The sequence below is a fragment of the Streptomyces sp. NBC_00096 genome (genome assembly GCF_045041305.1).
GTDB lineage: Bacteria > Actinomycetota > Actinomycetes > Streptomycetales > Streptomycetaceae > Streptomyces.
The window spans coordinates 1,933,198-1,953,690 of record NZ_CP108221.1 but is presented as its reverse complement, the minus strand read 5'-3'; the positions used below and the strand labels follow the sequence as shown (position 1 = coordinate 1,953,690).

The window sequence follows — 20,493 nt, the reverse complement described above, 5'->3', positions numbered from 1 at the left end:
CCGCAGCCCCTTTTTTCACTTTCACCATCAGGAGCCCCCGATGTTCGAGGCGGTCGAGGAACTGATCGGCGAGCACGCCGATCTTGAGAAGAAGCTCGCCGACCCTTCGGTCCACTCGGATCAGGCCAACGCGCGCAAGCTGAACAAGCGCTACGCGGAGCTGACCCCGATCGTCGCGACCTTCCGTGCCTGGAAGCAGTCCGCCGAGGACATCGAGACGGCCAAGGAGTTCGCGGCCGACGACCCCGACTTCGTGGCCGAGGTCAAGGAACTGAGCGCCCAGCGCGAAGAGCTCACCGAGAAGCTCCGCCTGCTGCTCGTCCCGCGCGACCCCAGCGACGACAAGGACGTGCTCCTCGAGGTCAAGGCGGGCGCGGGCGGCGACGAGTCGGCCCTGTTCGCCGGAGACCTGCTGCGCATGTACCTGCGCTACGCCGAGCGCGTGGGCTGGAAGACCGAGATCATCGACGCCACCGAGTCCGAGCTCGGCGGCTACAAGGACGTCCAGGTCTCCGTCCGCACCAAGGGCGGCAACGGCGCGACCGAGCCCGGCCAGGGCGTCTGGGCCCGCCTGAAGTACGAGGGCGGCGTGCACCGCGTCCAGCGCGTTCCGGCCACCGAGTCCCAGGGCCGCATCCACACCTCCGCCGCCGGCGTGCTCGTCACCCCGGAAGCCGAGGAGGTGGAGGTCGAGGTCAACATGAACGACCTCCGCATCGACGTGTACCGCTCCTCGGGCCCCGGCGGCCAGTCCGTCAACACCACCGACTCGGCCGTGCGCATCACGCACATCCCGACCGGTGTGGTCGCCTCCTGCCAGAACGAGAAGAGCCAGCTCCAGAACAAGGAGCAGGCGATGCGCATCCTGCGCTCGCGCCTGCTGGCCGCAGCCCAGGAAGCCGCCGAGCAGGAGGCCTCCGACGTGCGCCGCAGCCAGGTGCGCTCCGTGGACCGCTCCGAGAAGATCCGTACGTACAACTACCCGGAAAACCGGATCTCGGACCACCGGACGGGCTTCAAGGCGTACAACTTGGACCAGGTGCTCGACGGAGACCTCGACCCGGTCATCCAGGCCTGTGTCGACACGGACTCCGCCGCCAAGCTCGCGTCCGCGCACTGATTCCCCCCGCAGGACCCCGCACCACCCCGCAGGATCCCCGCACCACCCCCCGTACGACAGCAGCCCGGAGGACCAGCGTGAACTTGCTGCTTGCCGAGGTGGCCCAGGCCACCCAGCGGCTGGCCGCCGCCGGCGTGCCCTCACCGCGTTTCGACGCGGAGGAGCTCGCGGCCTTCGTGCACGGCGTCAAACGGGGGGAACTGCACCACGTCAAGGACGCGGACTTCGACGCCCGGTACTGGGAGACCATCGCCCGCCGCGAGGCGCGCGAGCCGCTCCAGCACATCACCGGCCGCGCCTTCTTCCGGTACCTGGAGCTCCAGGTCGGGCCCGGGGTCTTCGTGCCCCGGCCCGAGACCGAGTCGGTCGTGGACTGGGCCATACAGGCCGTCCGGGCGATGGACGTCGTCGAACCGCTGATCGTGGACCTGTGCACCGGCTCCGGCGCCATCGCGCTCGCCATGGCGCAGGAGGTGCCGCGCTCGCGCGTGCACGCCGTCGAGCTGTCCGAGGACGCCCTCCAGTGGACCCGCAAGAACGCCGAGGGCTCCCGGGTCACCGTCCACCAGGGCGACGCACTCAGCGCCCTGCCCGAGCTGGACGGACAGGTCGACCTGGTCATCTCCAACCCGCCGTACATCCCGCTCACCGAGTGGGAGTACGTCGCCCCCGAGGCCCGCGACCACGACCCCGAGATGGCGCTGTTCTCCGGTGAGGACGGCCTCGACACCATCCGCGGCATCGAGCGCACCGCCCACCGTCTGCTGCGCCCCGGCGGCATCGTCGTCATCGAGCACGCCGACACCCAGGGCGGACAGGTCCCGTGGATCTTCGCCGAGGAGCGGGGCTGGGCCGACGCCGCCGACCACCCCGACCTCAACAAGCGCCCGCGCTTCGCCACCGCCCGCAAGGCCCTGCCGTGACCGGCCCGGCCGGCGTGGCCGACGCGAGCATTCCCGCCACCCCCCTGCTGCACGAGGAGTCCCGCTGATGGCCCGGCGATACGACTGCAACGACGCGACGGACCGCAAGACGGGCCTGCGCGAAGCCGCCTCCGCCGTGCGCCGCGGCGAGCTCGTCGTGCTGCCCACCGACACCCTGTACGGGATCGGCGCGGACGCCTTCAGCGCGGAGGCCGTCGGCGACCTGCTCGCCGCCAAGGGGCGCGGCCGAAACATGCCCACCCCCGTCCTCATCGGCTCCCCGAACACCCTGCACGGCCTGGTCACGGACTTCTCCGAGCAGGCGTGGGAGCTCGTCGACGCGTTCTGGCCGGGCGGGCTGACCCTCGTGGCCAAGCACCAGCCCTCGCTGGCGTGGGACCTGGGGGAGACCCGCGGGACCGTGGCCGTACGCATGCCCCTGCACCCCGTCGCGATCGAGCTGCTGACCGAGGTCGGCCCGATGGCGGTCTCCTCGGCGAACCTGACCGGGCACCCGGCCCCGGAGGACTGCGACGCGGCCCGCGAGATGCTGGGCGACTCCGTCTCCGTGTACCTCGACGGCGGGCCGACCCCGAGCACCCTGCCGTCGTCGATCGTCGACGTCACCGGAAAGGTTCCCGTCCTGCTGCGCGAGGGGGCGCTGACCGCCGAGCAGCTGCGTGAGGTCGTACCCGACCTTGAGGTGGCCCCGTGAGCCCTGAGGGGCGTGGCATAGCCGGGGACAGCACCTTCCGCATACTCCACGTCAGCACGGGCAACGTGTGCCGCTCGCCCATCACCGAGCGGCTGACGCGGCATGCGCTGTCCCACCGGCTCGGGGGGCTCGTCACGGGCGACCTGATCGTGGAGAGCGCGGGCACCTGGGGCCACGAGGGCGCGCCCATGGAGGCCAACGCGGCCGCCGTGCTGGCGGACTTCGGGGCGGATGCCACCGGGTTCACCGGGCGGGAGCTGCTGGACGAGCACGTCATACGGGCCGACCTGGTGCTGACCGCCACCCGGGACCACCGGGCGCAGGTCATCTCCATGGGGCACTCGGCGGGATTGCGGACCTTCACGCTGAAGGAGTTCACGCGGCTGGTCCGGGCGATAGACCCGGCGACGCTGCCGCCGCTCGAGGACGGGATGGTGGAGCGGGCGCGTGCGCTGGTACGGGCCGCGGCTGCCCTTCGGGGGTGGTTGCTGGCCCCTTCGCCGGACGCGGATGAGGTGTACGACCCGTACGGGGCGCCGATCACCTTCTTCCGCTCGATCGGCGACGAGATCAACCAGGCGCTGGACCCCGTGGTCACCGCCCTGACCGGCGTCACCGCTTCCCGCTGACCTGCGGCGCCGTCGCCGGGGGCGCCGCCCCCGGACCCCCGCGCCTCAATCGCCGGCGGGGCTGAAAGACCGGGGCTCCGCCCAGGACCCCGCGCCTCAAACGCCGGCGGGGCTGAGATGCCGCCAGGGCCGAGATGCCGCCGGGGTCGGATTTGCCCGGAGGGTTCGTCGTAGAGCGCGATGCGCGGCCCCGGCCTACAGTGGCTGGTACCCGGTACCTCCCTGGAGTCCTGCCATGAGCGTCATCACCGAGCCGATGCCGATGGACCTGCTGCGCCGGCAGGATCCCCAGATGGCCGACGTGCTCGCCGGCGAGGCGCAGCGGCAGGCGGGCTCCCTGCAGCTGATCGCCGCCGAGAACTTCACCTCGCCCGCCGTGCTCGGCGCGCTCGGGTCGGCGCTGGCCAACAAGTACGCCGAGGGGTACCCCGGCGCCCGCCACCACGGCGGCTGCGAGTACGCCGACCTCGCCGAGCGGATCGCCGTGGAGCGGGCCCGCGCCCTCTTCGGGGCCGAGCACGCGAACGTGCAGCCGCACTCCGGCTCCGCCGCCGTGCTCGCCGCGTACGCCGCGCTGCTGCGGCCCGGGGACACCGTGCTGGCCATGGGGCTCCCCGCCGGGGGGCACCTCACGCACGGGTCGCCGGCCAACTTCTCCGGGCGGTGGTTCGACTTCGTCGGCTACGGGGTGGACGCCGGGACCGGGCTCATCGACTACGCCCAGGTGCAGGAGCTCGCGCACGCGCACCGGCCCAAGGCCATCGTGTGCGGGTCGATCTCGTACCCGAGGCATCCCGAGTACTCCGTCTTCCGGGAGATCGCCGACGAGGTCGGCGCGTTCCTGATCGTGGACGCCGCCCATCCCATCGGGCTCGTGGCCGGCGGGGCCGCGCCCAGTCCGGTGCCGTACGCCGACATCGTCTGCGCCACCACGCACAAGGTGCTCCGCGGCCCGCGCGGCGGGATGATCCTGTGCGGGGCCGAGTTCGCCGAGCGGATCGACCGGGCGGTGTTCCCCTTCACCCAGGGCGGCGCCCAGATGCACACCATCGCCGCCAAGGCGGTGGCCTTCGGCGAGGCCGCCGGGCCCGCGTTCACCTCGTACGCCCACCGCGTGGTCGCCAACGCGCGCGCCCTGGCGGACGCCCTCGCCGCCCGCGGGTTCGCGATCACGACCGGCGGGACCGACACCCACCTGATCACCGCGGACCCGGCACCGCTGGGCCTCGACGGCGTGGGGGCCCGGGGCCGGCTGGCCGCCGCCGGGATGGTGCTGGACACCTGCGCCCTGCCCTACGGTGACCAGCGCGGGATCCGCCTCGGCACCGCGGCAGTGACCACGCAGGGCATGGGGGAGGCGGAGATGGTCCGGATCGCCGAACTGTTCACGGCCGCGCTGGCCGGAGAGGAGCCCGCGAAGATCCGCAGGGAAGTCAACGAGATGGTGGTCAGTTTTCCGCCGTATGGGGTTTAAAAGGGACAAGGGCGGCGTACCGCAACCGGGATACGGCCACCGCGCGTCCCCGACAGTGAGTACATCGCAGCTAGTGTGTGGGGCTGAGATGGCCGGCGATACATCTGGGGCAGCCCGTGCGTGAATATCTGCTGACGCTTTGCGTCACGGTCGCGGTGACGTATCTACTCACCGGGCCCGTGCGGAAGTTCGCGATCGCCGTGGGCGCGATGCCGGAGATCCGCGCCCGTGACGTGCACCGCGAGCCCACTCCGCGGCTCGGCGGCATCGCGATGTTCGGCGGACTGTGCGCCGGACTGCTCGTCGCGGACCACCTGCAGAACCTCAACGGCGTCTTCGCGCTGTCGAACGAGCCGCGGGCCCTGCTCTCCGGAGCGGCCCTGATCTGGCTGGTCGGCGTCCTTGACGACAAGTTCGAACTCGACGCCCTGGTCAAGCTCGGCGCACAGATGATCTCCGCCGGTGTGATGTGCATGCAGGGCCTGACCATCCTGTGGATCCCGGTCCCGTGGATCGGGACGGTCATACTCACTCCGTGGCAGGGCAACCTGCTCACCGTGGCCCTCGTCGTGGTCACCATCAACGCGGTGAACTTCGTGGACGGCCTCGACGGCCTCGCGGCCGGCATGGTCTGCATCGCGGCCTGCGCGTTCTTCCTCTACGCCTACCGGATCTGGTTCGGCTACGGGATCGAGGCGGCCGCGCCCGCGACGCTCTTCGCCGCCATCCTGATGGGCATGTGCCTCGGCTTCCTGCCGCACAACATGCATCCCGCCCGGATCTTCATGGGGGACTCCGGCTCGATGCTCATCGGCCTCGTGCTGGCCGCCGGCGCCATCTCCATCACCGGACAGGTGGACCCGGACGCGATGGCGCTGTGGCTGGACGGCGAGCGCAACGCGACCCACGCGATGCTGCCGGTCTTCATCCCGCTGATCCTGCCGCTCACGATCATCGCGATCCCGATGGCTGACCTGATCCTGGCCATCGTGCGCCGCACCTGGAAGGGCCAGTCGCCGTTCGCGGCGGACCGCGGGCACCTGCACCACCGGCTGCTGGAGCTCGGGCATTCGCACAGCCGCGCGGTGCTCATCATGTACTTCTGGTCGGGGCTGATCGCCTTCGGCACCGTGGCGTACTCGGTGCATTCCGCCTCGATGTGGATCGTGCTGGTGATCTCCGCGCTGAGCGCCCTGGGACTCCTCCTGCTCCTGCTGCCGCGCTTCACCCCGCGGACCCCGCAGTGGGCGGAGCGTCTCGTCCCGCCGCGCTACCGGCACGCCGAACGGGCCGCGGAGGCAGCCGTGCAGGACGCCTCGGCGGTGGAGCCGGAGCCGGCGCGGCCGATCGCGGCGGGTGTGTCCGGCGTCAACGGGGCGACCGCGGTAGGCCCCCGTTCGCGCTTCCCCGACCGGCGTAAGGCGGAGTCGTCCCGCTGACACAGTGGGCGCATGTCGGACATGAACGCCCTTTACCAGACAAGACACTTGGCTGTCGCGCACACACGCGCAGGGTCACTCTCATGTGTGACAGTCGGCACACCCCACGGGTAAAGCTCTCATCAAATACTTTGTGATACCGTTCACTAAACCCGGCGCCAGAGCCGAAGGACCGTAGTGCGACGGTCCATTGGCCTGAGGCTCTCCCTCGGACCGGGCTTACGCTCGTCCAGTACGAGTCCCTGTGCCCCCACCACCACGCGGAGCAAACCGCCATGCGGTCAGATGACGTCCGATCCCTCCTGCAATCCGCCGTACCCACCGCTGTCGTCGGCGCACTCGCCGCCGTCATCAGTGGCATCGCGGTCGGTGGCAAGGGGGCCGTGGGCGCCGTCGTCGCGACGGTGGTGGTGATGCTGTTCATGGGCATCGGATTCCTCGTGCTGCAGCGCACGGCGAAATCGCTTCCGCACCTGTTCCAGGCCATGGGGCTCTTGCTCTACACGGTCCAGATCCTGCTGCTCTTCGTCTTTCTCGCCGTGTTCAAGAACACGACGCTGTTCCACCCCAAGGCCTTCGCGATCACGCTCGCCATCACCACCCTCGTGTGGATCGGCGCGCAGGCGCGTGCTCATATGAAGGCCAAGATCCTCTACGTCGAACCGGAATCGATGAAGGGCGACAAGCCCGGAAATTCGGGACCGAAGCCGTGAGGGGTAGGGGCGGGATAAGTCCGCGTTCGGGATGCTGCTATCGTCCGGTTCCAACTGCGGCGATGCGGACGCGGGCATCCGAGCTGACGCCTGTTCCATCGCGAGGCTCGATGCCTGACCGCCGCCCCCCAATCCGAAACACCAGTCCAGTGCCGAACAGCGGCTGTGCGCCGCGCCGACACAACGAGGTTGCCGTACCTATGCGCCACGCTGAAGGAGCCCGCGGTGAGTGCTGACCCGACGACGGTGCTCGCCTTCGAGACCGATTGCCACATCTTCGACGGTTGTGGATTCCCGGCTCCCGGCCTGCACTCGTTCCTGTTCCAGCCGATCTTCGGGGACGGTGACAGCAGCCTCTACTTCAACAAGACGATGCTGCTGGCGCTGCTCGGTACCGTCGTCATCGTCGGCTTCTTCTGGGCCGCCTTCCGCAAGCCGAAGGTCGTCCCGGGCAAGCTGCAGATGGTCGCCGAGGCCGGCTACGACTTCGTACGCCGCGGCATCGTCTACGAGACGCTGGGCAAGAAGGAGGGCGAGAAGTACGTCCCCCTGATGGTCTCGCTGTTCTTCTTCGTCTGGATCCTGAACGTCTGGTCGATCGTCCCGCTGGCCCAGTTCCCGGTGACGTCGATCATTTCGTACCCGGCGGCCCTCGCGGCCATCGTCTACGTGATCTGGATGAGCGTGACCTTCAAGCGTCACGGCTTCGTCGGCGGCTTCAAGAACCTGACCGGCTACGACAAGTCGCTCGGCCCGGTTCTGCCGATGGTCATGGTCATCGAGTTCTTCTCGAACGTCCTGGTGCGCCCGTTCACCCACGCGGTCCGACTGTTCGCGAACATGTTCGCCGGTCACACCCTGCTGCTGCTCTTCACGATCGCCAGCTGGTACCTGCTGAACGGCATCGGGATCGCCTACGCGGGCGTCTCGTTCGTCATGGTCCTGGTGATGACCGCCTTCGAGCTCTTCATCCAGGCTGTCCAGGCGTACGTCTTCGTCCTCCTGGCTTGCAGCTTCATTCAGGGCGCGCTCGCAGAGCACCACTGAGTCAAGCCCTCCCCCAAACCACTATGTCGTCCGGTGGCCAACCCCCACCGGGTCCGTGAAAGAGAAGGAAGAACCGGCATGTCCGCTCTCCAGACCATCGCCGCCGAAGGCGTCACCGGCTCCCTCGGCTCCATCGGTTACGGCCTTGCGGCCATCGGCCCCGGCGTCGGCGTCGGCATCATCTTCGGTAACGGTACCCAGGCCCTCGCTCGTCAGCCCGAGGCTGCCGGCCTGATCCGCGCCAACCAGATCCTCGGCTTCGCCTTCTGTGAGGCGCTCGCCCTCATCGGTCTGGTCATGCCGTTCGTCTACGGCCCGTGATCCTCGGATCCACGACCACCACCTAGACGAAAGGCACTGAAGTGAACCTCCTGGTTCTCGCGGCTGAGGGCGGGGAAAACCCCCTCATCCCGCCGATCCCCGAGCTCGTCATCGGTCTGATCGCCTTCGTCATCGTCTTCGGTTTCCTCGCGAAGAAGCTCCTCCCGAACATCAACAAGGTTCTGGACGAGCGCCGCGAGGCCATCGAAGGCGGTATCGAAAAGGCTGAGGCCGCTCAGACCGAGGCTCAGAGCGTGCTGGAGCAGTACAAGGCCCAGCTCGCCGAAGCCCGGCACGAGGCCGCTCGCCTGCGCCAGGACGCCCTGGAGCACGGCACTGCGCTCAAGGAAGAACTGCGCGCAGAGGGCCAGCGGCAGCGTGAGGAGATCATCGCTGCCGGTCACGCCCAGATCGAGGCCGACCGCAAGGCCGCCTCTTCTGCGCTCCGTCAGGACGTGGGCAAGCTCGCCACCGACCTGGCCGGAAAGCTCGTCGGCGAGTCCCTCGAGGACCACGCCCGGCAGAGCCGCACGATCGACCGCTTCCTCAGCGAGCTCGAGGAGAAGGCCGAGGCCGCCCGATGAACGGAGCGAGCCGCGACGCGCTGGCCACCGCCCGCGAGCGTCTCGACGCGCTGACGGACAACACGTCCGTCGACGCGGCGAAGCTCGCCGGTGAGCTGGCGGCCGTCACCGCGCTGCTCGACCGTGAGGTCTCGCTGCGACGGGTCATCACGGACCCGTCGCAGTCCGGCGAGGCCAAGGCCGAGCTGGCCGGTCGTCTGCTCGGTGGTCAGGTCGGCGGGGAAACCCTCGACCTGGTGTCCGGCATGGTCCGGTCCCGCTGGTCGCAGTCCCGTGACCTGGTGGATTCGCTCGAGGTACTGGCGGCCACCGCCGACCTCACGGCGGCCCAGAACAGCGGCGGCCTCGACGACGTCGAGGACGAGCTGTTCCGGTTCGGCCGGATCGTCTCCGGAAGCACGGAGCTGCGTGCCGCACTGACCGACCGGTCCGCGACTGCCGCCGCCAAGAGCCAGCTGCTGCGCAGCCTGCTCGGCGGCAAGGCGAACGCCGTCACCGAGCGTCTGGTCACGCGTCTCGTCACGCACCCGCGTGGACGTAGCCTGGAAGCGGGCCTCGAGTCCCTTTCCAAGGTCGCCGCCGAGCGCCGTGACCGCATGGTCGCCACCGTGACCACCGCGGTTCCGCTCAGCGACGTCCAGAAGCAGCGTCTCGGCGCGGTGCTGGCCAAGCTGTACGGCCGCCAGATGCACCTGAACCTCGACGTGGACCCCACGGTCCTCGGCGGGATCTCGGTGCGGGTCGGCGACGAGGTCATCGACGGCACCATCGCGGACCGCATCGCAGAGGCGTCCCGTCGCATGGCCGGCTGACCAGCCACCAAATTCAGAACAAAGCATTCCTAGCGGCCCGGTTGGGCCGTGCAGAACTTGCAGAAGATTCCTGGGGGTCGCCCCCAGACCCCTAAAGAAGCTTCAGGCCCAACAAGGAGAGCAGGGAACCCAGATGGCGGAGCTCACGATCCGGCCGGAGGAGATCCGGGACGCACTGGAGAACTTTGTCCAGTCGTACCAGCCGGACGCGGCCTCGCGCGAGGAGGTCGGTACGGTCAGCGTTGCCGGCGACGGCATCGCGAAGGTGGAGGGCCTGCCCTCCGCCATGGCGAACGAGCTGCTGAAGTTCGAGGACGGAACCCTCGGTCTCGCCCTCAACCTCGACGAGCGCGAGATCGGTGCGGTCGTCCTCGGCGAGTTCAGCGGTATCGAGGAGGGCCAGCCGGTGCAGCGCACCGGTGAGGTGCTCTCCGTCGGCGTCGGCGAGGGTTACCTCGGCCGCGTTGTCGACCCGCTCGGCAACCCGATCGACGGCCTCGGCGAGATCGCGACCGAGGGCCGCCGCGCCCTCGAGCTGCAGGCCCCCGGCGTCATGGTCCGCAAGTCGGTCCACGAGCCGATGCAGACCGGCTACAAGGCCATCGACGCGATGGTGCCGGTCGGCCGTGGTCAGCGTCAGCTGATCATCGGTGACCGTCAGACCGGCAAGACCGCTCTGGCCGTCGACACGATCATCAACCAGCGCGACAACTGGCGCTCGGGCGACGTGAACAAGCAGGTTCGCTGCATCTACGTCGCCATCGGCCAGAAGGGCTCGACCATCGCGTCCGTTCGCGGCGCCCTGGAAGACGCCGGCGCGCTCGAGTACACGACGATCGTCGCGGCCCCGGCGTCCGACCCGGCCGGCTTCAAGTACCTGGCGCCGTACACCGGTTCCGCCATCGGCCAGCACTGGATGTACGCCGGCAAGCACGTCCTGATCATCTTCGACGACCTGTCGAAGCAGGCCGACGCCTACCGCGCCGTCTCGCTGCTGCTGCGCCGCCCGCCGGGCCGCGAGGCCTACCCGGGCGACGTCTTCTACCTGCACTCCCGTCTGCTGGAGCGCTGCGCGAAGCTCTCCGACGACATGGGTGCCGGTTCGATGACCGGTCTGCCGATCGTCGAGACCAAGGCGAACGACGTGTCGGCGTTCATCCCGACCAACGTCATCTCCATCACCGACGGTCAGTGCTTCCTGGAGTCCGACCTGTTCAACGCGGGCCAGCGCCCGGCGCTGAACGTCGGCATCTCGGTCTCCCGCGTCGGTGGCTCGGCCCAGCACAAGGCCATGAAGCAGGTTTCCGGCCGTCTGCGCCTGGACCTGGCCCAGTACCGCGAGCTGGAGGCGTTCGCCGCCTTCGGTTCCGACCTGGACGCCGCGTCGAAGGCCTCGCTGGAGCGCGGCAAGCGTCTGGTCGAGCTGCTGAAGCAGGGCCAGTACCAGCCGATGCCCGTCGAGGAGCAGGTCGTCTCCGTCTGGGCCGGCACCACCGGCAAGATGGACGACGTCCCGGTCAACGACATCCGTCGCTTCGAGTCGGAGCTGCTGGACCACCTGCGCCTCGAGCGCAAGGAGCTCCTGACCTCCATCGCGGACGGCGGCAAGATGTCGGACGACACCCTGTCCTCCATCGCGGACGCCATTGCCGCCTTCAAGCGGCAGTTCGAGACCTCGGACGGCAAGCTCCTCGGCGAGGACGCGCCGGCCGTCAACGTCTCCAAGTGACGACGGAAGGGACCTGACTCATGGGAGCGCAGCTCCGGGTCTACAAGCGTCGCATCCGTGCCGTCACGGCGACCAAGAAGATCACCAAGGCGATGGAAATGATCGCCGCCTCGCGCATCGTCAAGGCGCAGCGCAAGGTGGCGGCATCGATGCCGTACGCGACCGAGCTCACCCGTGCGGTGACCGCGGTGGCGACCGGTTCGAACACCAAGCACGCCCTGACCACCGAGGTCGAGGCGCCGACGCGTGCCGCGGTCCTGCTCATCACGAGCGACCGCGGTCTGGCCGGCGGCTACTCCTCGAACGCCATCAAGCAGGCGGAGCGGCTCACCGAGCGGCTGCGCGGCGAGGGCAAGGAGGTCGACACGTTCATCGTCGGCCGCAAGGGCGTCGCCTACTACGGGTTCCGTGAGCGCAAGGTCGCGGACTCGTGGACCGGCTTCACGGACAGCCCGGCCTACGCCGACGCCAAGCGCGTCGCGGCGCCGCTGATCGAGGCCATCCAGACGGTTACGGCCGAGGGTGGCGTCGACGAGCTGCACATCGTCTACACGGAATTCGTGTCGATGATGACGCAGAACGCGGTGGACGGCCGGATGCTGCCGCTCAGCCTTGACCAGGCCGCGGAGGAGACCGGCGCGAAGGGCGAGATCCTTCCGCTGTTCGACTTCGAGCCGTCGGCGGAGGACGTCCTCGACGCCCTTCTGCCGCGCTACGTCGAGAGCCGCATCTACAACGCACTGCTGCAGTCGGCCGCTTCCGAGCACGCCGCCCGCCGCCGCGCGATGAAGTCGGCCACCGACAACGCCGGGGATCTCATCAAGAGCCTCTCCCGGCTTGCCAACGCGGCCCGCCAGGCCGAAATCACCCAGGAAATCAGCGAGATCGTCGGTGGCGCGAGCGCCATGGCTGACGCGACCGCGGGGAGTGACAAGTAATGACGACCACTGTTGAGACGGCCGCCGCCACGGGCCGCGTCGCCCGGGTCATCGGCCCGGTCGTCGACGTGGAGTTCCCCGTCGACGCCATGCCCGAGATCTACAACGCGCTGAAGGTCCAGGTGGCCGACCCGGCCCAGGACGGTGCGCTCAAGACCCTGACCCTCGAGGTCGCGCAGCACCTGGGTGACGGCGTCGTCCGCACCATCTCGATGCAGCCGACCGACGGTCTGGTCCGCCAGGCCCCGGTGACCAACACGGGCGAGGGCATCACCGTCCCCGTCGGTGACTTCACCAAGGGCAAGGTGTTCAACACCCTCGGTGAGGTGCTGAACTACCCGGAGGAGAACGCCAACGTCACCGAGCGCTGGCCGATCCACCGCAAGGCGCCCCGATTCGACGAGCTCGAGTCGAAGACCGAGATGTTCGAGACCGGCGTCAAGGTCATCGACCTTCTCACCCCGTACGTCAAGGGTGGAAAGATCGGTCTGTTCGGTGGTGCCGGTGTCGGCAAGACCGTTCTGATCCAGGAAATGATCTACCGCGTCGCCAACAACCACGACGGTGTGTCGGTCTTCGCGGGCGTCGGTGAGCGTACCCGTGAGGGCAACGACCTCATCGAGGAAATGGCCGACTCGGGCGTCATCGACAAGACGGCCCTCGTCTTCGGCCAGATGGACGAGCCGCCGGGCACGCGTCTTCGCGTCGCGCTGGCCGGTCTGACCATGGCGGAGTACTTCCGCGATGTGCAGAAGCAGGACGTGCTCTTCTTCATCGACAACATCTTCCGTTACACCCAGGCCGGTTCGGAGGTGTCGACCCTTCTGGGCCGCATGCCGTCCGCCGTGGGTTACCAGCCGAACCTGGCTGACGAGATGGGTCTGCTGCAGGAGCGCATCACCTCGACCCGCGGTCACTCGATCACCTCGATGCAGGCGATCTACGTCCCCGCGGACGACCTGACCGACCCGGCGCCGGCCACCACCTTCGCCCACCTCGACGCGACGACGGTTCTTTCCCGTCCGATCTCCGAGAAGGGCATCTACCCGGCCGTGGACCCGCTGGACTCGACGTCCCGCATCCTCGACCCGCGGTACATCGCGGCGGACCACTACGCCACGGCGATGCGCGTCAAGGGGATCCTGCAGAAGTACAAGGACCTCCAGGACATCATCGCGATCCTCGGTATCGACGAGCTGGGCGAGGAGGACAAGCTCGTTGTCCACCGTGCCCGTCGTGTCGAGCGCTTCCTGTCGCAGAACACGCACGTCGCCAAGCAGTTCACCGGCGTCGACGGTTCGGACGTTCCGCTCGAGGAGTCGATCGTGGCCTTCAACGCGATCTGCGACGGCGACTACGACCACTTCCCCGAGCAGGCGTTCTTCCTGTGCGGTGGCATTGAGGACCTCAAGGCCAACGCCAAGGAGCTGGGCGTCTCCTGAAGCCGGGCTCCGCGTGAGCACAGCTGACTGACGGAGAGGGGCGGGGGTGTCCCGTCCCTCTCCCCACGCCCATTAGAATTTGACCCAACACCCGGCTTTCCCGCCGGGTGGTGACCCGAGGAGCCACCTTGGCTGCTGAGCTGCACATCGAGCTGGTCGCGGCGGACCGGAGTGTCTGGTCCGGCAAGGCCACCCTGGTTGTCGCCCGCACCGCCTCCGGCGACATCGGCGTCATGCCCGGTCACCAGCCGCTTCTCGGTGTGCTGGAATCGGGCCCGGTGACCATCCGCACCACGGAGGGCAACACTGTTGTCGCCGCGGTGCACGGCGGATTCATCTCGTTCGCGGACAACAAGTTGTCGCTGCTGGCCGAGATCGCCGAGCTTGCCGACGAGATCGACGTCGAGCGGGCGGAGCGGGCACTGGAGCGCGCGAAGGCGGAGACCGATTCGGTCTCCGAGCGTCGCGCCGATGTCCGGCTGCGCGCGGTTTCGGGGCGCTGAGCCCCGGTACCGGTAAGAGTTTCAAACCTCAGCCGCGGCCTGTTCCGGAATTTTCCGGACCGGGTCGCGGCTGAGGCGATGCGGGTCCGTTTTTCGTTTTGGGTATTCGATGAGCGAGGAGGTCGGTGAAAGATGCTCCTCGCTCTGCTTGTGAGCGGCCTGGTCGTAGTAGCCCTGGTGGTGATCGGGCTGTTTGTCTTCGGGCTGCGCCGCAGACTGATCCAGCGCTCCGGCGGCACCTTCGACTGCAGCCTGCGCTGGGGTGTGGCCGAGGAACCCGACATCTCCGGCAAGGGCTGGGTGTACGGGGTCGCGCGCTACAGCGGTGACCGCATCGACTGGTTCCGCGTCTTCAGTTACTCCCCCCGGCCGCGCCGGCTGCTGGAGCGGTCCTCCATCGAGGTCATCGCCCGCCGCGCCCCCGAGGGCGAGGAGGAGCTGGCCCTGCTCTCCGACGCCGTCGTGCTCGGCTGTGTCCACCGCGGCACCCGCCTGGAGCTGGCGATGAGCGAGGACGCGCTGACCGGTTTCCTGGCGTGGCTCGAGGCGGCGCCTCCGGGCCAGCGGGTCAACGTGGCCTGAGTGGCCCCGGACGTGACGGAAGCCGGGGAGACGGGGGCGGACCCGTCTCCCCGGCTTCTTCGTTCACCGGTTCAGAGCGTGGGGGCTACTGAAGGCCGGCGTGGACCGCGGAGGCCAGTTCGCCGTTCGTGGTGTCTCCGCTGAACTCCCAGAAGAAGGCGCCCCTGAGGCCCTGCTGCTTCACCCAGGCCGTCTTCCCGGCGATGGTGGCGGGGGTGTCGTAGCTCCACCAGTTGCTGCCGCACTTGGCGTAGGCGGTGCCGGCGATGGTGCCGGTCGCGGGGCAGGTGTTCTTCAGGACCTTGTAGTCCTCGATGCCCTGCTCGTAGGTGCCCGGGGCCGGGCCGGTGGCGGTGCCGCCGGGGGCGGCCTGGGTGACGCCGGTCCAGCCGCGGCCGTAGAAGCCGATGCCGAGGTTGAGCTTGGAGCCGGCTATGCCCTTGCCCTTGAGCTTGGTGATGGCGGCCTCGGAGTTGAAGCCGGAGATCGGGATGCCGGTGTACGAGGTGAGCGGGGAGTGCGGGGCGGTCGGGCCCTTGGCGTCCCACGCGCCGAAGAAGTCGTAGGTCATGACGTTGTAGAAGTCGACGTACTGGGCCGCGCCCGCGTAGTCGGCGAGGTCGAGCTTGCCGCCGTTGGAGCCGTCGGCGGAGATCGCGGCGGTGACCAGGTTGCTGCTGCCGAACTTCGTGCGCAGCGCCGAGAGCACGTTCTTCAGGGAGGCGGCCCCACTGGTGTCGCAGGACAGGCCGCAGGCGTTCGGGTACTCCCAGTCGATGTCGATGCCGTCGAAGACGTCGGCCCAGCGCGGGTCCTCGACCAGGTCGTAGCAGGACTGGGCGAAGGCGGCCGGGTTCGCGGCGGCCTGGCCGAAGCCGCCGGACCAGGTCCAGCCGCCGAAGGAGTACAGGACCTTGATGTTCGGGTACTTCTTCTTCAGCTGGCGCAGCTGGTTGAAGTTGCCCGCGACCGGCTGGTCCCAGGTGTCGGCGGTGCCGGAGACGCTGGAGGAGGCGTCGTAGGTCTTCTGGTAGTCGGCGTAGGCGTCACCGATCGTGCACTTGCCGCCCTGGACGTTGCCGAAGGCGTAGTTGATGTGCGTGATCTTGGCGGCGCTGCCGGAGGTGACCAGGTTCTTCACGTGGTAGTTGCGCTGGTAGACGCCCCAGTCCGTGAAGTAGCCGAGCTTGACGGCGGATCCGGGGTTGCCGGGGTCCGGGTCGGGCGGGGTGGTGGTGCCGCCGGTGGTGGTCACCGAGAGGGCGCCGGAGGAGGGGCCGGTCTGGTCGATGGTGTCGCGGGCGGTGACCGTGTAGCCGTACGTCGTGCCCTTGGTCAGGCCCGAGTCGGTGTACGAGGGGGTCGTGACGGTGGCTATCTTGGCGCCGCCGCGGTAGACGTCGTAGTTCTTGACGCCCTTGTCGTCGGTGGCCGCGGCCCAGCCGAGGGTCAGGCCCGTGTCGGTGACGCCGCTGGCCGTGGGGGTGCCGGGGGCGCCGGGCGGGTTGTCGGTGGGGGTGGTGGTGCCGTCGCAGCTGCCGCCGTTGACCTTGCAGCCGGTGGGGGCGCCGGAGCCGGTGCCGTTGAAGCCGAAGCTGACGGTGGCGCCGGGGGCGAGGGAGCCGTTCCAGCCGACGTTCTTGCCGGTCCAGTGGGTGCCGGAGCTGGTGACGGTGGCGTCCCAGGCGGAGGTGACGGCTGTGCCGGACGGGTAGTCCCACTCCACGGTCCAGCTGCTGAGGGTGGTCGTGCCGGTGTTCTTCACCGTCCACTTGCCCTCGAAGCCGGAGCCCCAGTCGGAGACCTTGGTGTACGTCGCGGAGGCCGAGGCGGCGGCCTCGGCGGGTCCGGCGATGGCCACGAGCCCGGCGAGGGGCAGGGTGAGTACGGCCAGGGCGGCCGCGACTCTGCGCAGCAGCGGTGCGCGTCGTGGGGGTGCTGTGCTCAAGGGTGCTCCTCCGAGGTCCGTCGCGGCCGTGGGGCCGGCCGCGGCATGGGGGTGGGACCTGCGCCGCCCGTGAGGGTGCCCGCTGACCATTTGTCATGGCACGCTCACCACAGTTGTGCGTGAGAGTAGAAAGGTCTGGACCAAGCGTCAAGAGGTCCAGACCTCCTCGCGGAAGCCTTGAGCGCATTTCCGGTCGGATCCGACTACAGCCCCAACTCCTGTGCCAGCACGGCGGCTTGGACCCGGCTGCGCAGCTCCAGCTTCCCCAGCAGCCGGCTGACGTGGGTCTTCGCCGTGGCCTCCGCCATCTCCAGGCGCACCGCGATCTCCGCGTTCGACAGGCCCTTCCCCAGGCACCCCAGCACCTCCCGCTCCCGCGGGGTCAGGGATTCCACCGCCGCCGGTACGGGCGCCCGTACCGGCCGCGGGGCCGCGAACTCCGCGATCAGCCGGCGGGTCACCGCCGGGGCGATCAGACCCTCCCCGCGCGCGACCGTCCGTACCGCCCCGATCAGCTCCGCCGCGTCCGCGTCCTTCAGCAGGAAACCGGACGCCCCCGCGCGCAGCGCCCCGAAGACGTACTCGTCCAGGTCGAAGGTGGTGAGCACCAGGACGTCCGCCAGACCCTCCGCGACCACCCGGCGGGTCGCCGAGACCCCGTCCAGGCGCGGCATCTGCACGTCCATGAGCACCAGGTCGGGCCGCAGCTCGCGGGCCAGGCGCACGGCCTCCTCCCCGTCCGGGGCCTCGCCCACCACCTCGATGTCGCCCGCGCTGCGCAGGATCAGGACCAGCCCGGCGCGTACCGCGCTCTGGTCCTCCGCCACCACGACCCTGATCGTCATGTCCGTACCGCCTCCTCGTGTGCGGGCAGCGCCGCCCGGACCCGCCAGACCGCTCCCGCGCGGCCCGCCTCGAACTCCCCGCCGAGCAGTTCCGCCCGCTCCCGCATGCCGATCAGCCCGGCCCCGGAGCCGGGTGCGCGGGGGCCGGGGCGCTGACCGTAGGGGGAGTCGACCGCCACGCGGAGCATCTCGCCCGTGCCCGTGCCCGTGCCCGTACCCGCACTCGGGCCCGCACCGCCGTCGCGGTCCCGGGTCAGGCGGACGGTGACCTTGCCCGGGGCGGCGTGCTTGAGGGCGTTGGTCAGCGACTCCTGGACGATCCGGTACGCCGCCAGCTCCACCGGGGCCGGCAGCGGCGGCTCGCCGGGCTTCGAGGGCGCCGCGGGCCGCTCGTCGAGGAGTACGAAGTCCATCCCGCTGCCGGCTCCGTTCGTCCGGGCCTGCTCCAGCAGTGCCTCCAGCCCGTCCAGGGAGGGCATCGCGACGGCCTCCTGTCCGGCGCCCGCGTCCCGGAGCAGCCCGATCAGCCGGCGCATCTCGGCCAGGCCCTGGACGCTGTTCTCCCGGATCACCCCGAGCGCCTCGCGGCTGGTGGCGGGGGAGTCGATGGAGAGCGCGGCCGTGGAGTGGATGGCGATCGCGGACAGGTGGTTGGCCACCATGTCGTGCAGCTCCCGGGCCATCCGCGCCCGCTCGGCGACGACGGCCTGGCTGCGGTCCATCTCGGCCAGCAGCGCGGTCTGCTCGGCGCGCAGCCGGGCGGCCACGGCGGCCTCGCGGTGGTTGCGCAGGGTGGCGCCGGTCAGCGCCGGGGCGAAGCTCACGATGCCGGTGATCACGCCGATCAGCAGGGCCTGCGGGGTGCGCAGCCAGGCCACCGAGGCGATGGTGACGGCCACGGTGATCAGGCCCGTGGAGACCGGGAGGCGGCGGGCCATGGCGGGTTTGCCGTAGACGACGGCCGCGTACATCAGGTCCGTGAAGATCACGACGGTGGCCAGGCTGCCCACGGTGAACTGGTCGGCGACCAGCCCGGCGGTGCCGACGGCCAGGGTCACCCGGGGCGCGCTGCGGCGCAGCAGCTCCAGCGCGCCGAGGATGACCAGGGGCACCAGCGCGGCCCAGTCGGGGAGCAGGTGGCGGGAGGGGGAGCTGTACACCCCGAGCGACCACAGGAGCAGCCCCGCGGCGATGCTGACCACGGCGAGGAGGACGTCGTCGCGGTGCGGGGGCGGGATCTTCCGGGGCATGGGTCCCATCCAACAGGGTGCGGCGGGCGGCGGGCATCGCCGTCAGGGCCGAGGGCCCGTACATCGAAGGATGCAGCGGGCCCGCGCGGCTTTCGTCAGCGGCGACGAGGAATCGGGGCGCGCGGGGCGGGAGGCTGGATCCGTCCCCCACCACCGCCGGAACGGAGCGGCCCGTGCTCGTCACCCTGATCATCGCCTGCGAGGTCGGCTTCTGGGTCCTGCTGACCGGCGGCCTGGCCCTGCGGTACCTCGCGAAGAAGCCGAAGCCCGGCGCGGCGGTCCTGCTCTGCGAGCCCCTGCTGGAACTGACCCTGCTGGTGGCCACCACCCTGGACCTGCGCGGCGGCGCCGAGCCCGACTGGAAGCACGGGGTGGCCGCGCTCTACCTCGGCTACACCGTCGCCTACGGGCACTACACCGTGAAGTGGCTCGACGGCCACGCCGCGCACCGCCTGGCCGGGGGCCCCAAGCCGGCCGGGGCCGGGTACGGGAAGGCGCGGGCCCTCCACGAGTGGCGGCTGGCCGGCCGCACCGCCCTCGCGGCGGCGGTCGCGATCGGCCTGCTCCAGATCGCCGTCTGGTACGTCGGCGGCTCGGGGGACACCGGTTCGCTGCGGGGCTGGCAGCTCACGGCACTGCGGATGACCGGCATCCACGCGCTGATCGCCGCCACGTACACGCTATGGCCGAAAAAAGCCCCCGCGGACGCCGGACCGCGCGACCGGGTCGGCCGGTCGGGCCAGGCAGGCCGGTCGGGCCAACCCGGCTAGCGCTCGCCGCCCGGGACCCACAGGACGTCGCCGAGCTCCTTGTTGGCCGTGCGGGCCAGGATGAAGAGCAGGTCGGAGAGGCGGTTGAGGTAGGTGGCCGTCAGGGGGTTCATCACCTCGCCGTGCTCCTCCAGCGCCGCCCACGTGGAGCGCTCGGCGCGCCGGACCACCGTGCAGGCCTGGTGCAGGAGGGCCGCGCCGGGGGTGCCGCCGGGGAGGATGAAGCTGCGGAGCTTCTCCAGCTCGCCGTTGAAGGCGTCGCAGTCCGCCTCCAGCTTGTCGACGTAGAACTGCTCGACGCGCAGCGGCGGGTATTCGGGGTTCTCGGCGACGGGAGTGCACAGGTCCGCGCCGACGTCGAACAGGTCGTTCTGCACCCGGACCAGGACCTTCACGACATCGTCGGGCAGCGCGCCGAGCGCGATGGCCGTCCCGATGGCCGCGTTGGCCTCGTTGGTGTCGGCGTACGCCGAGATCCGCACATCGGTCTTGGCCGTGCGGCTCATGTCGCCGAGCGCGGTCGTGCCCTTGTCGCCGGTGCGGGTGTAGATGCGCGTGAGGTTCACCATGCCGTCAGCCTAGTGCGGGCCAACTGCGGCCCCCTGTCGCACTGCTGAGCCGTCCCGGTGTGATGTCCGTCATCTGAGACGTGACGCGTGTTACTTCACGGTCAATGCGCCCCTCCCGGGCGCTAGTCTCCGCCGGAGAA

The 20,493-nt window shown here is 69.8% G+C and carries 21 protein-coding genes; 17 read left to right on the top strand and 4 right to left on the bottom strand.

Translation table 11 applies throughout. The features are described from left to right. Positions 1–40 precede the first annotated feature (40 nt). The 16 genes from prfA (at position 41) to OG904_RS08065 (ending at position 14,971) form a co-directional block, all read left to right on the top strand. On the top strand, positions 41–1,120 hold the full coding sequence (gene prfA / locus OG904_RS08140) for a peptide chain release factor 1 (protein WP_328300817.1): 1,080 nt from the start codon (positions 41–43) through the stop codon (positions 1,118–1,120). Positions 1,121–1,197: 77 nt separating this feature from the next. Beyond that, complete coding sequence (prmC, locus tag OG904_RS08135; RefSeq protein WP_405488821.1) at positions 1,198–2,043, top strand: peptide chain release factor N(5)-glutamine methyltransferase; 846 nt, start codon at positions 1,198–1,200, stop codon at positions 2,041–2,043. A gap of 67 nt (positions 2,044–2,110) precedes the next feature. Continuing rightward, a complete protein-coding gene (locus OG904_RS08130) occupies positions 2,111–2,758 on the top strand; it encodes an L-threonylcarbamoyladenylate synthase (RefSeq protein WP_054224695.1) in 648 nt (215 codons plus the stop codon). Continuing rightward, positions 2,755–3,387 carry a protein-tyrosine-phosphatase gene (locus OG904_RS08125; protein WP_405488818.1) on the top strand — a complete coding sequence of 211 codons (633 nt, stop codon included), beginning with the start codon at positions 2,755–2,757 and terminating at the stop codon, positions 3,385–3,387. The genes OG904_RS08130 and OG904_RS08125 overlap by 4 nt, the downstream gene beginning before the upstream one ends. 235 nt (positions 3,388–3,622) lie before the next feature. Beyond that, positions 3,623–4,861, top strand: a complete 1,239-nt coding sequence (glyA, locus tag OG904_RS08120; RefSeq protein ID WP_405488816.1) for a serine hydroxymethyltransferase — start codon at positions 3,623–3,625, stop codon at positions 4,859–4,861. Between the two features lie 104 nt (positions 4,862–4,965). Then, on the top strand, positions 4,966–6,300 hold the full coding sequence (locus OG904_RS08115; protein WP_405497858.1) for an MraY family glycosyltransferase: 1,335 nt from the start codon (positions 4,966–4,968) through the stop codon (positions 6,298–6,300). 275 nt (positions 6,301–6,575) lie between these two features. Beyond that, complete coding sequence (locus OG904_RS08110) at positions 6,576–7,013, top strand: hypothetical protein (RefSeq protein ID WP_405488814.1); 438 nt, start codon at positions 6,576–6,578, stop codon at positions 7,011–7,013. A 210-nt stretch (positions 7,014–7,223) separates the two neighbouring features. Next, the gene (atpB, locus tag OG904_RS08105; RefSeq protein ID WP_328304093.1) at positions 7,224–8,060 is read left to right on the top strand and encodes a F0F1 ATP synthase subunit A; all 837 of its coding nucleotides are present in this window, start codon (positions 7,224–7,226) and stop codon (positions 8,058–8,060) included. A 78-nt stretch (positions 8,061–8,138) separates the two neighbouring features. Further along, the gene (locus OG904_RS08100; protein WP_328300823.1) at positions 8,139–8,381 is read left to right on the top strand and encodes a F0F1 ATP synthase subunit C; all 243 of its coding nucleotides are present in this window, start codon (positions 8,139–8,141) and stop codon (positions 8,379–8,381) included. A 41-nt stretch (positions 8,382–8,422) separates the two neighbouring features. Beyond that, positions 8,423–8,965, top strand: coding sequence for a F0F1 ATP synthase subunit B (locus OG904_RS08095; RefSeq protein WP_328300824.1), 543 nt, complete (start codon positions 8,423–8,425; stop codon positions 8,963–8,965). Next, the gene (locus OG904_RS08090) at positions 8,962–9,777 is read left to right on the top strand and encodes a F0F1 ATP synthase subunit delta (protein ID WP_328300825.1); all 816 of its coding nucleotides are present in this window, start codon (positions 8,962–8,964) and stop codon (positions 9,775–9,777) included. The genes OG904_RS08095 and OG904_RS08090 overlap by 4 nt, the downstream gene beginning before the upstream one ends. 133 nt (positions 9,778–9,910) lie before the next feature. After that, positions 9,911–11,506: a F0F1 ATP synthase subunit alpha gene (gene atpA, locus OG904_RS08085; protein ID WP_243336230.1), complete on the top strand. Its 1,596-nt coding sequence runs from the start codon at positions 9,911–9,913 to the stop codon at positions 11,504–11,506. 20 nt (positions 11,507–11,526) lie between these two features. Then, positions 11,527–12,444, top strand: coding sequence for a F0F1 ATP synthase subunit gamma (locus OG904_RS08080; RefSeq protein ID WP_405488813.1), 918 nt, complete (start codon positions 11,527–11,529; stop codon positions 12,442–12,444). Continuing rightward, positions 12,444–13,886: a F0F1 ATP synthase subunit beta gene (atpD, locus tag OG904_RS08075; protein WP_405488811.1), complete on the top strand. Its 1,443-nt coding sequence runs from the start codon at positions 12,444–12,446 to the stop codon at positions 13,884–13,886. Before OG904_RS08080 ends, atpD begins: the two co-directional genes overlap by 1 nt. A 128-nt stretch (positions 13,887–14,014) precedes the next feature. Then, entirely contained in the window at positions 14,015–14,389 is a 375-nt protein-coding gene (locus tag OG904_RS08070) for a F0F1 ATP synthase subunit epsilon (RefSeq protein WP_405488809.1), read from the top strand. Between the two features lie 132 nt (positions 14,390–14,521). After that, on the top strand, positions 14,522–14,971 hold the full coding sequence (locus tag OG904_RS08065; protein ID WP_405488807.1) for a DUF2550 domain-containing protein: 450 nt from the start codon (positions 14,522–14,524) through the stop codon (positions 14,969–14,971). An 85-nt stretch (positions 14,972–15,056) separates the two neighbouring features. On the opposite strand, the gene OG904_RS08060 is transcribed toward OG904_RS08065, so the two are convergent. The 3 genes from OG904_RS08060 to OG904_RS08050 all read right to left on the bottom strand — a co-directional run bounded on the left by OG904_RS08060 (position 15,057) and on the right by OG904_RS08050 (position 19,014). Beyond that, positions 15,057–17,009: a glycosyl hydrolase family 18 protein gene (locus tag OG904_RS08060; protein WP_405488805.1), complete on the bottom strand. Its 1,953-nt coding sequence runs from the start codon at positions 17,007–17,009 to the stop codon at positions 15,057–15,059. Positions 17,010–17,122: 113 nt separating this feature from the next. Then, a complete protein-coding gene (locus OG904_RS08055; protein ID WP_405488803.1) occupies positions 17,123–17,764 on the bottom strand; it encodes a response regulator in 642 nt (213 codons plus the stop codon). Then, on the bottom strand, positions 17,761–19,014 hold the full coding sequence (locus tag OG904_RS08050; RefSeq protein WP_405488801.1) for a sensor histidine kinase: 1,254 nt from the start codon (positions 19,012–19,014) through the stop codon (positions 17,761–17,763). The genes OG904_RS08055 and OG904_RS08050 overlap by 4 nt, the downstream gene beginning before the upstream one ends. 173 nt (positions 19,015–19,187) lie before the next feature. Between OG904_RS08050 and OG904_RS08045 the strand changes: the two genes are divergently transcribed. Next, on the top strand, positions 19,188–19,784 hold the full coding sequence (locus OG904_RS08045) for a hypothetical protein (RefSeq protein WP_405488799.1): 597 nt from the start codon (positions 19,188–19,190) through the stop codon (positions 19,782–19,784). Here the strand turns inward: OG904_RS08045 and OG904_RS08040 are convergent. Then, positions 19,781–20,353, bottom strand: coding sequence for a cob(I)yrinic acid a,c-diamide adenosyltransferase (locus OG904_RS08040; protein ID WP_405488797.1), 573 nt, complete (start codon positions 20,351–20,353; stop codon positions 19,781–19,783). The two genes, OG904_RS08045 and OG904_RS08040, sit on opposite strands and share 4 nt — an antisense overlap. Positions 20,354–20,493 lie beyond the last annotated feature (140 nt).